The sequence below is a fragment of the Coleofasciculus sp. genome, from assembly GCF_046539235.1.
In the GTDB taxonomy this organism is placed as follows: Bacteria; Cyanobacteriota; Cyanobacteriia; order Cyanobacteriales; family Coleofasciculaceae; genus Coleofasciculus.
The window spans coordinates 1-12,620 of sequence record NZ_JBKHHI010000175.1; the positions used below are offsets into that span (position 1 = coordinate 1).

At 45.0% G+C, this 12,620-nt stretch carries 9 protein-coding genes and 2 pseudogenes; 6 read left to right on the forward strand and 5 right to left on the reverse strand.

The window, feature by feature from the left end; genetic code table 11:
• The 3 genes and pseudogenes from ACLFWI_RS16265 to ACLFWI_RS16275 all read left to right on the forward strand — a co-directional run.
• A partial coding sequence (locus ACLFWI_RS16265; RefSeq protein WP_446413780.1) for a protein kinase domain-containing protein occupies nt 1–1,493 on the forward strand: 1,493 nt, incomplete at its 5' end.
• Nucleotides 1,487–2,815, forward strand: coding sequence for a protein kinase domain-containing protein (locus ACLFWI_RS16270; RefSeq protein ID WP_446413781.1), 1,329 nt, complete (start codon nt 1,487–1,489; stop codon nt 2,813–2,815). The genes ACLFWI_RS16265 and ACLFWI_RS16270, both read left to right, overlap by 7 nt.
• A 12-nt stretch (nt 2,816–2,827) precedes the next feature.
• Nucleotides 2,828–2,968 (forward strand): annotated as a pseudogene (locus ACLFWI_RS16275) (nucleotidyltransferase family protein); the annotation flags it as partial.
• Nucleotides 2,969–2,996: 28 nt separating this feature from the next.
• Here the strand turns inward: ACLFWI_RS16275 and ACLFWI_RS16280 are convergent.
• Together ACLFWI_RS16280 and trpD are read right to left on the reverse strand one after the other, a co-directional pair.
• Entirely contained in the window at nt 2,997–3,440 is a 444-nt protein-coding gene (locus ACLFWI_RS16280; protein WP_446413782.1) for a GNAT family N-acetyltransferase, read from the reverse strand.
• 212 nt (nt 3,441–3,652) lie between these two features.
• On the reverse strand, nt 3,653–4,696 hold the full coding sequence (gene trpD, locus ACLFWI_RS16285) for an anthranilate phosphoribosyltransferase (protein ID WP_446413783.1): 1,044 nt from the start codon (nt 4,694–4,696) through the stop codon (nt 3,653–3,655).
• A 260-nt stretch (nt 4,697–4,956) separates the two neighbouring features.
• Between trpD and ACLFWI_RS16290 the strand changes: the two genes are divergently transcribed.
• Entirely contained in the window at nt 4,957–7,035 is a 2,079-nt protein-coding gene (locus tag ACLFWI_RS16290) for a PAS domain S-box protein (protein WP_446413784.1), read from the forward strand.
• A 117-nt stretch (nt 7,036–7,152) separates the two neighbouring features.
• On the opposite strand, the pseudogene ACLFWI_RS16295 reads toward ACLFWI_RS16290, so the two are convergent.
• Nucleotides 7,153–7,293 (reverse strand): annotated as a pseudogene (locus tag ACLFWI_RS16295) (IS4 family transposase); the annotation flags it as partial.
• Nucleotides 7,294–7,449: 156 nt separating this feature from the next.
• Nucleotides 7,450–10,110 (reverse strand): EAL domain-containing protein, encoded by a 2,661-nt coding sequence (locus tag ACLFWI_RS16300; protein WP_446413785.1) that lies wholly within the window; start codon nt 10,108–10,110, stop codon nt 7,450–7,452.
• A gap of 665 nt (nt 10,111–10,775) precedes the next feature.
• Between ACLFWI_RS16300 and ACLFWI_RS16305 the strand changes: the two genes are divergently transcribed.
• Complete coding sequence (locus ACLFWI_RS16305; RefSeq protein ID WP_446385478.1) at nt 10,776–11,015, forward strand: helix-turn-helix domain-containing protein; 240 nt, start codon at nt 10,776–10,778, stop codon at nt 11,013–11,015.
• 42 nt (nt 11,016–11,057) lie between these two features.
• Complete coding sequence (locus ACLFWI_RS16310) at nt 11,058–11,297, forward strand: helix-turn-helix domain-containing protein (RefSeq protein ID WP_446364588.1); 240 nt, start codon at nt 11,058–11,060, stop codon at nt 11,295–11,297.
• 56 nt (nt 11,298–11,353) lie between these two features.
• Here ACLFWI_RS16310 and ACLFWI_RS16315 read toward each other — a convergent pair whose 3' ends face one another.
• Nucleotides 11,354–12,424 carry a DNA-methyltransferase gene (locus tag ACLFWI_RS16315; RefSeq protein WP_446413786.1) on the reverse strand — a complete coding sequence of 357 codons (1,071 nt, stop codon included), beginning with the start codon at nt 12,422–12,424 and terminating at the stop codon, nt 11,354–11,356.
• Nucleotides 12,425–12,620 lie beyond the last annotated feature (196 nt).

Sequence of the window (12,620 nt, forward strand, 5' to 3'; positions counted from 1 at the left end):
AGTGGGAAGACTTGAAACTCTTTGAACGTGAGGCTCAAGTTCTCCAGCAGTTACAGCATCCTCGGATTCCCCGGTATCGAGATTATTTTTCCCTCGACAAGCAAGCGGGAGGCGGCTTACCGTGGTTTGGTCTCGTCCAAGATTATATTCCCGGTGCTTCCTTACCACAATGGCTAGACCAAGGAAAACGCTTTACGGAAGCTCAAGTACGCCAGATTGCGACAGAGGTTCTGGAAATTTTGAGTTATTTACACGCTTTGAATCCACCCGTTCTCCATCGGGATATTAAACCCAGTAACCTGATTTGGGGAAAAGATGAACAGGTTTATCTCGTCGATTTTGGTGCGGTGCAAGATCAGACGGCGGTTGCAGGGGTAACCTTTACAGTGGTTGGCACGACAGGTTATGCTCCGTTAGAACAGTTTTGGGGTAAGGCTGTCCCAGCGTCTGACTTATACGCTTTGGGAGCCACCTTAATTCATCTTGCCACAGGTGTGGCTCCGGCTGATTTACCCCAACGTCAAATGCGGGTTCAATTTAGCCAGTACACCAGTCTCAATTCTACCTTGGTTCGCTGGATTGAAACCTTAACGGAACCTGAATTAGAGCCACGCTATAGCCGTGCGAGTCAAGCGTTAGAAGACTTGAAATCTAATCGGGTTCGCCAGAGTTCCCCACCTGCTACCCGTCAGCCTCTACATTCACGGATTCGCTCTCAGAAGTCTCACCAGCAGTTTCGGATTCAATTTCCCGCACGCGGTGGGTTATTAACAACGACGATTAAACTGGGTTTAGGACGAATTTTGCAGAAAACTTTTCCCCTGTTTCTCAGTGTATTCATTAGTGCCGAGATACTGATTTTATGGAATATGCCAATCCTCTTTCTCCAAAGTAATCCCTTATTCTTTGGGCTGCTAGCGCTGACGATTATTCTGGCTTGGTTGGGGACGATTAAATTCCGAGTTATGCAGCACCTAGAACCGAAACGAGGTCATAAGAATAAGAAATTGGCAAAAGTAGGCGTTCAGTTGATTTTTCGCCTAGGGTTTGGCTTAACTGTGGGACTGGTTGGGATTGGATTAGTGGTTTTGGCGGTAATTTTTGCCTTTACTAGTGGTCATTTATTCTTGTGGTTTGGGTTAGCGATCGCGGTTTTATGCGGATGGCTTATCATCCGAGGGTTTCCCAAACTGGCAACTCTCTCCAATCCAGTCAGTTTTTTCCTTTTTTTCCTTTTTGGACATCATCGCCTTGACTTAAAACGAGATAGATTGAATATCCAACGCTTTTGGCTAGGGTTGTGTTATGACGCTCAGACTATAGACATTTCCCAAATTGAAACAATTAAAACGATCCCCTTCCCAAAAATCTTGATTCAAACCGAATCAACTCGCTGCACGGTGGCGCAAGAATTAACGGAACCTGAGCGAGACTGGTTAGTTCAGGAAATCAAAGATTGGCTCAATGAATGGTCAAGGATAACATTATGCTGAATCCTCAACAGATACTCAACAGACGGTATCAACTCAGAAAACAGTTAGGACAAAATGCAGGGCGTCAAACCTGGTTAGCTGAAGACTTAGAAACTCAACCGCAGGAATTAGTTGTGGTCAAACTCTTGGCATTTAGTCCCCAAATTCAGTGGGAGGAGTTCAAACTATTTGAGCGAGAAGCCCAAGTTTTGCAACATTTAGATCATCCGAGAATTCCTCGCTATCGGGATTATCTTTCTATTGAAGAAACCGAATCCGAGTTACCCTGGTTTGGATTAGTCCAACAGTACATTCCCGGTTTATCCCTACGCCAACGGTTAGACAAAGGTCAGATTTTTAGTGAAGCTGAAGCCCAAAAGATTGCCACAGATATATTAAACATTCTCATCTATCTCCATGAACTCAGTCCACCTGTGTTGCATCGAGATATCAAACCAAGTAACTTAATTTTGGATGAGCAGGGACAGGTTTATTTAGTCGATTTTGGCGCAGTACAAGACCGCGCTAAGGCAGAAGGGGCAACATTTACTGTAGTAGGAACCAGTGGTTATGCGGCTCCCGAACAACTGTGGGGACGAGCAGTTGCGGCGTCTGATTTGTATTCGTTGGGTGCTACATTAATTCATTTAGTGACAGGGATAGCTCCGGCGGATTTACCTCAGCAGAATTTACGTTTGCAATTTGCTGATCGAGTTAAGCTAAATCCCCGATTTAGCTATTGGTTAGACAAATTAATTGACCCAGCTACAGAACAACGATTCAGTAGCGCTCGTCAAGCATTAGAGGCGTTGACAGCAGCGGTTACTCCTAAATATTCGACGAGTCAGCAGTCGCTTGAACCGGTAGCTGTTTGGGGTTTTATTGCTATTTTTATGGGAGTAATTGCTGGCGGAATTGGTATTTATTTACCCATCGCCAATTATTTTGGAAATTCACTCATTCAATTAAAAATGGCAGAATGGGGAACACACGAAGAGGCGAGAATAGTCGTAGAATTCATGAATCGCGCCCAACAAAGCTATTATATGGACAATAATAAGTTTTCAACTTCGATTGACAAGTTAAGACTAAGACTTGGCATTGGAACAGAAACAGAAAATTACAGGTATTATACTCGTGTGTCCACTATTAATACTCCACCCCCCGTCGCTATAAAAGATGACAAGGCAGGCAATTGGTTGTTTAAGCGTAACATCAATCAAACCTCTAGCGATTCTCATCAAGTTGTCGTCAATTATGGAATATCTCGCCAGGATAATCTGAGAAGTTATGTAGGATTTGTGTTTGGAACTCAAGTGGTGGGGGAAAATTTACCAATGTAGAGTTTAATCGACCAGGGGGGGTTGTTTCAACTATTGCAAGTGTAGTATTATTTAGAAGATATTTTAGGGTGTGCTGTAGATTTAGGAACTCAGGAAGCGTTGAAAGAACATTTGCGAGAACCTGTACTTAAGGATTTAATTCGTGCCTTCTAGAGATTGGCGGCTACGCCTTCAAGATATTCTACAATGACTTGAGTAATTTGATCATCTTTAGATGAGCAATACCTGCTTCTTCAAACAGTTCTCCCTCTGGTAAAAAGCCGAGGTTTAGATAAAGAGATTTCACATAATCTTGAGCGTGGATAATAACTCTCTTAACTTGATTTTGGGCAGCAACTTCTAGGGATTCTTCCATCAACGTCTTACCGATTCCTTGTCCTCGGAAATCTGATAAAACAGCAAGACGTTCAATTTTAGCGGTTTGATGATCCAGATATCTCACTCTGACTGTTCCCACAGGCTGATTCTCGACATAGGCCAGAATATGATCGGCGGTTTCATCTTTACCATCGAAATCTAAGGTGGGATCAACGCCTTGTTCAAGATGAAAAACGGAACGTCTCACCGTTTGAATATCGGCTGAATAGTCCCTATAGTCAACAATCTTGAACTTGATCTGGCTCATCGCGATCGCTCCATCGTTCGTAGTCAGGGATGCGAGCCTATTCACGGTAACAATTTGAGTAAAGGGCGACCCGAACAAATTGAGTGGACACCATTGTTAATTAATGCAAGCGGGTCGCCCCTACAGGAGAATAACCGCACCAGCAAATAGCTTGATCAACTGTGCAATTTACCCATTATGGCAAGGGCAAGGAAATGCGTTAACCACTTACCCTAATTCTGCAAGAATTGAATAAGTTGTTCCAATTTCGACCAAGCCGCCCCACTTTTGAGAATATCCTTTGCCTGTTCAATCCCAGCTTGGTGATCCTCCAACGCCACAACCCCCGCCACTTGCAAGGCTAAGGAGGTATTTAACGCCACCACATCCTGTTGGGCGGCGGTTCCTTTCCCCTGTAAAACATTCGTTAAAATGTCCACATTGTCCGCTACATCGCCGCCACGCAACGCCCCTGTTGATGCTGACGTTAAGCCAAACTGTTGCGGATTCAGCGTAGACAGTCGCACCCCACCATCAGATAAAATTGCCAAGTCGGTTTCGTCAGCCAATCCTGCTTCATCTAGATTTTCTCGTCCATGGAGGACAATTCCCTGATCAATTCCCATTTGTTTTAACGCATGGGCAACTGTTGATACGACGTTAGCGTCAAATACGCCAATCACTTGACCTGTGGGGCGCAATGGATTGACTAGAGGTCCTAACAGATTAAATACCGTCCGCACCTTCAAAGTTTGTCGCAATGGGGCTACCGCTTTCATCGCCGGGTGCCATCCCCGGGCAAACAGAAACGTCACACCCACCTCATCCAAAGCGGACTGGACTTTTTCTGGTGGGGCAGATAAATTGACGCCCAACGCCTCTAAAACATCGGCTGAACCCACTTTCGAGGAGGCGGAACGGTTCCCATGTTTGGCAACCCGTACACCCGCCGCTGCCGCGACAAAAGTTACAGCCGTCGATATATTAAAAGTGGATGCACCATCGCCGCCTGTGCCACAGGTATCAATAACTGGTGTTTTATGGTCAATGGCGTCCTGCTGTAAGGATTGATCCTGCAAGACTTGAGCCATTCCTGCCAATTCCGATGGGGAGACGCCTTTTGCCTGAATCGCAGCCAGAATCGCCCCCGATAAAACTGGCGGAATGTCCTCATTTAGCCATCCCTGCATCAGTTGTGAGGCTTGCTCACGGGATAATGATTGTCTGTCGAGGATCTGTTGCAGCAGGTTAGACCAGTTGGTAGGAGTTTGGATCATTGGTTAATGTTTACTTGGGAAAATGGGGGTTTGGGGAAATTACGAGTACAAACAATTAATGGCTGCTATGAAAAAGTGTAGTATTATACCGGATGTTATGGGGTGCAATTACTGGGCTACTAATCTAAACCACTATAAAGAAAGTGTGATCAGAGTACAAGCGTTGACATCCTTCCCCTACACCTGTGTTCCCCTGCATCTTGACATCTCGGCACCTCCGCCGTCTCAATCGAAAACGTTTCCATCTCCTGAATGTTATCATGGGCATTCAAAAACCTGACGGCTCGTTAACTGAGTTTAGCGTTAACTCAAAACCCTTGTTTCATTCCAATCCCACCCGACCCAATACAGCTAGAACCTCTGTTGTGGACAGTCCACCCAGACCTGTTGAGGCACAGCTAAATGAACGTGAAGACAGCTTCCGCGCTAGCTTTGAGCAAGCGACAGTTGGCATCAAACAAATATCGACGGATGGCAAAGTCATTCAGGTCAACCCCAAATTTTGTGAGATGATGGGTTATACCCGTGATCAAGTCCTCACCAGCACTTGGCAAGACCTAACTCACCCTGATGACTGGGCAAGCGATCGCGCGATAATGGAGTTACTCTTAGCGGGTACTCTAGACTGTCACTGCCAACAAAAACGCTACCGACACCGAGATGGCAGCATTGTCTGGGTGCAAATTACCCTATCTATCGTGCGAACGCCTCAAGGAGATCCGAAATACTTTTTGCTCGTCGTTCAACAGATGAGCGCCTGTCAAACGGCTGAATCGGCGTTGCAGCCAGAAGAACCCTGGCGCAAAAAAGCTCGCCGAGAAGCCTTGCTCAATCGCCTCTCGACCCGAATCCGCAACAGTTTAGACGTAGATACGATTCTGGAAACAACAGTACTGGAAATCCGCCAGCTATTGCGAATCGATCGCTGTCAGTTTATCCGGTATCATTCTGAGCAGACGCCGGCTTATTGGAAAGTTGTCACAGAAGATCGAGAGTCTCAGCTTCCCGATTTGACAGACTGCTATTGGGCGGATACCAATGCCGTTCTCACCCAGCAGATATTGCATCTGGACATTGTGCGGATTGATACCGTTGAAACGGTGAGCGATCCATTATTGCAGGAATTTATGCGATCGCTCGACTATCAGTCTCTCTTGCTTATCCCCCTGGAAACCCCGTCCGGAATCACCGGGATTATTAGTTGCAGCCACACTCAGGAGACTCGCCCTTGGACAGATAGCGAAGTTGAACTCCTGCAAGCAGTGATTAGTCAACTGCTCATGGCGCTCCAACAAGCTGAACTTTACGCCGCTAGCTGTCGAACCACAGAACAGGCCCGCAAACAAGCCGCCCAATTATCAAAAGCACTCCACGACTTGCAGCGCACCCAATCCCAGTTGATCCAAAGTGAAAAAATGTCCAGTTTGGGTCAGCTTGTGGCAGGTATTGCTCACGAAATCAATAATCCTGTCAATTTTATTTATGGCAATCTTATTTATGCCCAAGAATATTACCAAGACCTCATAGCGCTGGTGCAACTTTACCGCACCGCTTATCCTAATCCTCCAGCCGTTATTAAAGAGCGGATGGATAGCATCGATTTGGACTTTATTTTAACCGACTTTGCCAAACTTCAATATTCGATGAAAGTTGGCGCTGAACGGATTCGAGAAATTGTGCAATCGTTGCGGACATTTTCTCGTTTAGATGAATCAGGGCGCAAGACAATAGACATTCATTCGGGTATTGAAAGTGCTTTAATGATTTTGCAATATCGACTCAAGGGGAATCCGGGAGCAGCCGGAATCTGTGTGATTAAAGAGTATGAAAATTTACCCCCAGTCGATTGTTGGCCCGGACAGTTAAATCAAGTTTTCATGAATATTTTGACCAATGCGATTGACGCGATCGAGGACAAGAAAAATTGCGATTCGTCTCAAACTGAGGCGGACTTTTCCAAGGATACTGTCTTATTTTCACCCACGATTACAATTCGTACAGGTCTTAGTCAAACGGACTCTGCACACCCCTCAATAACGGATGGTTTAACCGAGGAAGACTCTAGCGGAGAAATTGATAATTCTGAACCGGACAATCCTTATGTTTTTATCCGCATTGCGGATAATGGAATCGGGATGAGTCCGCAGACCAAAAAACGGCTATTTGACCCCTTTTTTACGACAAAACCTGTAGGATTAGGGACGGGTTTAGGGTTGGCGGTTAGTTACCAAATTGTTGTTGAAAAACATGGCGGTAAGTTGTGGTGTAATTCAACCCCTGAACAAGGGGCTGAGTTTGTGGTTGAGATTCCTATACGACAACCGTCGCACAAGCGGTGATTGGGGAAAATCGCTCCGGTTCCCCCCTTTTGAAGCTATGCATTACTCACATTTTTCTTAACATAAATTCCCTTGACAAAAGCAGTAGTTTTGGGGGAAAGTAAAAGCCAAGCCTGGATGATAACGTTCAATCAACCAACGATAAGAGTACCAACGTAAACATTGCACCAAATCCTCAAAGCAAGTGATGGCTAGGGTGGTGAGGAGTAACCAATTAACGGGTTCCACACCGGGAGATCTTGTTCCCTCCCCTTGAAGGGGAGGGTTAGGGAGAGGTTAAATCAAGGTATTGCTTTGTTTATTAAGTAAAGGGCGAACCAATCCAATCTTGTTCCCTCCCCTTGAAGGGGAGGGTTAGGGAGAGGTTAAATCAAGGTATTGATATTCGGCTCATGTCAGAAAACGGTGATAAAATTATTGTCCTAGATCGTCCTCTATAGATACAGAAGTTTTGACTTCATTTTTAACCATCACTGAACGACTAAACTGACGCTCTAACTGAACCGATTTTCCTCGAAGTAATTCTCTAGCGCCATCACTGTCTACGGGTTTTGAGAATAAAAATCCTTGACCATAATGACATTGCAACGCCACTAAAGGCGACACCTGTTCCAATAACTCAATTCCCTCAGCGACTACATCCATACTCATGGTTCGGGCGAGGGTGATAATGGCTTGAACAATTTCCGAGTTTTCACCTAACGCCCCAATCCGACTGATAAAGGAGCGATCAATTTTTAGCGTACTAATCGGGAAATTATGCAGGCGACTTAAGGAAGAATAGCCAGTGCCAAAGTCGTCAATACACAGATTAATTTGCCGTTTTTTCAATTCCAACAGTAAGTCTTTGACCAGTTCCGGATTATCGATGACCACACTTTCGGTAATCTCCAACTTTAAACTACCAACGGCAATATTAGTTTCTGCCAATATTTGGTCAATTTGCGCCAATAAATCCGGTTGCCTAAACTGTTTACAGGACAAATTAACATTCATCGTCAACGGTTGGGGACTTTGAAATTGCTGCTGCCAAATACTGAGTTGGTGACAAGCTTCCCGCAGTATCCACCACCCCATGGGAATAATTAATCCAGTTTCTTCGGCGATGGGGATAAACTCGGCAGGAAAGACTAACCCGCGTTGCGGATGTTGCCAACGTACTAATGCTTCAAAGCCAGTAATTTGATGGGTGAGTAGGGAGACAATCGGTTGATAATGGACTTGAAATTCTTGCCGTTCGATCGCACGCCGCATATCGGTTTCTAGCTGTAATCGATCAACTGTGCGACTCAACATCTGGTTATCAAAGATGGCATAGCCCGGTTTGCCTTGGGAACGGGCGCGATGCATGGCGGTATTAGCGTTACGGAGTATGTCTTCTGCCGATAAAATTCTGCGATCGCGATTCGTATTTAGGGCAATGCCAATGCTGGTTGTCATGAACACGTCTCGCCCTTCCAGGTTAAAGGGTAATGTCAAGGTTTGCTCAATCGCATCTGCCACTTGAATGGCATCACAAACCCCCTGAATCCCCTCTAGCAGAATAGCAAACTCATCACCACCCAAACGGGCAACGGTATCCGTGGGACGCAAGCAGTTTTGTAAGCGCTGTCCAAACTCTTGCAGCACTTGATCCCCCAAATGATTCCCCAAACTTTCATTAACCACTTTGAAGCGATTGAGATTGAGTAACACCACGGCAAATCTATGGGATGGAGAATCCCGGTTATCCCCTTGACTCGGTTGGGCGCGTCGTCCGGCTTGCTGCAAGCGATCCATGAATAAGGCGCGGTTCGCTAGTCCGGTGAGGCGATCGTAAAAGGCATTAAACAATAATAGTTCTTCTGCCCGTTTGCGATCGGTAATATCTAAGGCATAAATGCGAATGCACTCAATTTCGGGAACGTAATGCAGGACTTGTTCGTAAACAATCTCGCCAATTTTTACCTCGCGTCTAAACGACCCTTGCTGCTGCATTAATCGAATCATGGAGGGGATTTCTGCCAAAAAGGGATGTTCAGCTTCACTATCTAATAATTCAGGCAACAAGCGCATGGCTTCTGGGTTAAGATATCGCACACGTCCAGCTAAATCAATTTCGACAATGGGATTGGGGGTCAATAGGGGAAACGAGGCTAAACGGGCTGTTTCTTGATGGGTGAGACAATGTTCGTTTTGATCCCGTCCGATGGCAAAAAAGAAGTCAAGTTCACCGCTTTTCTTAAAAACCTGTTGGCTACGCCATTCTACCCAAAGTTCTTGACCCTCTTTGGTCAGGACTCCGGTTTGGTGTACGGTGGGCGATTGTAATTCTGATTTTTCATCAGTGGTTTTGATTAATTTGGCAAAGGGTTTGCGGTCAACGTCTCGAAGAAACGTGGTCACAAAATCTGTTCCCCTCACTTCATCCAGGGTATAACCCAAAGTTTCCAGTAATCTGGGATTCATCATCCGGGTTTTTCCCTGAGGATCAATGGCGACAAAAAAGCCACCATGGGTTTCGACTAAATTTTGATTAAATTCCTGTTGCTGGTGCAGTTGTTCGGTTAACTGTTGACGTTCCATCACCAACCCCAACTGCATCGCGATCGCAGCCACCCATTCCATCCATTGGCGATCGCTGGGATGAGAGTGGCGGGTAAAAAATGTTAAGACAGCGAGGATCTGATCATCGAGGAGAATGGGGATCGCGCCTCCAGCTTGAAACTCTTGCGGCTGATCCATCGCGCTAAGACGAGTGAATTCGGTATCAGGAGTAATCCTATTATCTGCCTTGGTTTGGTCAATCCATTCTGGTTTTTTTGATCTCCACACCCGTCCGGGTAAGCCGATATTGGGGGGAAATGTCAGTGTCTCTCGTATGTGTCGAAAGGATTGTAGTTGAGAGGGATCACCAGACCAGGCTTGGCTACAGGTTAAACTACGAGAATCAGGCGTCGGCAGCCATGCTTCACCATAATCCCAATGGGTCACTTCACAGACGCGATGCAGCACTAGATCCAATGCTGAGTGAAGATCGGGAACCTTGGCGATTGCCGGAATCAGAGATTGCAACAGACGGAGTTGTTCGGACATGCACTAAAACCCTTTTATCATAGATGCTTTCACCGGGCGCGATCGCGATCGATAGTGATATCGATGTGAATAATCGCACTTGTTTGATGCTCTACGATAGATGCAGCCCTTACATCCAACCTTAGCTGGAAGATTTTGGGCAATAAGTCGGTTGGGTCAGATCTAGAGTCTCTAAATGTCTGAGTCCTGACGGGGAAACGTTCTGTCTAGTTCCTAGCTGTCACTGACCGGGAATATCGCCATTGTTTGGTCGTTGGTTTGGCGATCGCTCCTTATTTTGACTTAGCCCACCATTTACTTATTTTCTATTATTATGAATAATTCAGTATTTTTTTGTATTTTCAATCACTGGCTTAATTGATTTACATCACAATTACGATGTGATTTTCCTACACAAAACTACCTAAATTATACTCACTTCAACCGGGCAGTAATCCTAAGTTTGATGAAGATAAACGGCGAAACTACTGCATTCAATATTTAAGGAAAATTCATCCGATTACCTCAATTATACTGCTTAGGGGTGATGAAGTCTTGAGTCATAGAGATTTTCCTACTTACTTAGTGGACAGTGATGTTCAAATTTAGGAACAAAATCATCATAGCAAATTAATTCACAATTAGGAACATTTACTTGGTTATGAACCTCTGACACCATAGAAGCTATGGGAAAGGCAGGTAAAGCTCTGAGGCAGGTGTTAGAAGCCTACGAAATCAGCCAAAATCAGTTGGCAGTGACAATGGGAATTGGTCGCTCAACGGTTCACTATTGGTTTAGTGGGACTAGAGATCCCGCAGCTGAGGCAGTCTTGGAAATCAGAAAGGCACTGCGGAAGATTGATCCGGTGGCGGCGCAAGAGTTTATTCGGTTGTATTTGGATGAGTCAGATGAGGATGAGGAGTAGTTTTGGGGATTAAGCGATCGCTATTCCATCACCATAGAAGCTATGGGAAAAGCGGGTGAAGCACTCAGGCAGGTATTGCAGACGTACAAAATCAGCCAAAATAAATTGGCGGTAACAATGGGGATTGGTCGATCAACGGTTCATTACTGGTATCAAAACACTCAAGATCCGTCCGCTGAGACAGTTTTGGAAATCAGGAAGGCACTGCGGAAGATTGATCCGGTGGCGGCGCAAGAGTTTATTCGGTTGTATTTGGATGAGTCAGATGAGGATGAGGAGTAGTTTTGGGGATTAAGCGATCGCCCATGTCCATTTTGTTACTCATAGTATACAAAAAGTTATTTATTGTATGTAGACTTATGTTCTTTTTGCCAATCAAAGGCTGATTTATTAACTTCTGGTAATAACTCAGATGGCTCGGAACACCGTAGAGCGATTTTGTGACACCAACGCTCCTCAATTTCAACGAGAATGGCTTTTCGCCCTAACATTTTAGCAGCTTGTCCCACAACACCTGAGCCAGCAAAGCAATCCAGAACGACGTCACCTGGATAAGAACTGGCTTTGATAATATGTGTAATTAGATCTAGGGGCTTTTCCGCTGGATGTTTACCCGGATAAGGTTTGACTGTAGGGAAATCCCAAACATCCGTGTAGGGGATATTAGCTGTTACACAGAAAGGTCTGATTATTTTCTCGTAATCAGGCAGTTCGGGAACTTGGGAACTGAGTGTAGCAAATACTGATTTTAGTTTTTGATATTGCTCAGGACTTGGGATATTCCTGCCAGTTTCCCAATTTGATACCGCACCACCGTGATTTACGCTACCATACTCACCAATAGCTTCTGTTAGTTGAATTGTAGATAGTCCTGCTGCCAAGCGAGTTTTTCTAAGTAAGCTGCCAAAGGCGGATAATGAAGTGGTAGCAGCAGCACGAGATGAGCATCTTCGAGTAGTCTGTTTAGTCTCTTCTGGGGATGTTGACTCAGCAAAAATAATCCGCTCAGAATGTAAATACCAACTGCGTAGACTTTCCTTGTTTGTTTTTTGCTTCCATCCGTCATACCCTGGAGCATTGGGCTTTGTCCAGGTGATTGAAGCGAGTACATTAAATCGTTCAGCTAACATCACCTCAATTCTGGCTGCCATCTTGAGAGAGGCACAACAGTACAGGGAACCGTTGGGAGCTAACACCCGTTGCCATTGCTCTGCTATAGTGTCTAACCAGTTAAGGTAATCTTGGTCATGTTTAAAGTCTTTGTCACCCGTAATGTTAGCTTTTTTTGTGGAATGATAAGGTGGATCAGTAAGAATGAGATTAACTGAATCATCAGGTAGCAAACGCAGTGTATCTAAGCAATCTCCGTGATAGAGAGTGACTTGAGGAGATTTTAGGTAAATTTTCATTCTCAAAGGAAACGTTTGTCATGTCTACACTCATCCGATTTTAACTCGAATCTTGATCATTGAGTCTGTGTTAGCCACAACTTCTGGTTGTCTAACATGAGGTCAGCTTATGAAAATATAAAAGTCAGTTTAGTATCAACAGTTTTTCCACAATTCGCTTAAAACGCGCCATCATTACATCGCGATTATAACGGGC

Coding starts and splice junctions, on each gene's coding strand:
- ACLFWI_RS16270 (WP_446413781.1), top strand. CDS start 1,487: ATGCTGAATCCTCAACAGATACTCAACAGACGGTATCAACTCAGAAAA.
- ACLFWI_RS16280 (WP_446413782.1), bottom strand. CDS start 3,440: ATGAGCCAGATCAAGTTCAAGATTGTTGACTATAGGGACTATTCAGCC.
- trpD (WP_446413783.1), bottom strand. CDS start 4,696: ATGATCCAAACTCCTACCAACTGGTCTAACCTGCTGCAACAGATCCTC.
- ACLFWI_RS16290 (WP_446413784.1), top strand. CDS start 4,957: ATGGGCATTCAAAAACCTGACGGCTCGTTAACTGAGTTTAGCGTTAAC.
- ACLFWI_RS16300 (WP_446413785.1), bottom strand. CDS start 10,110: ATGTCCGAACAACTCCGTCTGTTGCAATCTCTGATTCCGGCAATCGCC.
- ACLFWI_RS16305 (WP_446385478.1), top strand. CDS start 10,776: ATGGGAAAGGCAGGTAAAGCTCTGAGGCAGGTGTTAGAAGCCTACGAA.
- ACLFWI_RS16310 (WP_446364588.1), top strand. CDS start 11,058: ATGGGAAAAGCGGGTGAAGCACTCAGGCAGGTATTGCAGACGTACAAA.
- ACLFWI_RS16315 (WP_446413786.1), bottom strand. CDS start 12,424: ATGAAAATTTACCTAAAATCTCCTCAAGTCACTCTCTATCACGGAGAT.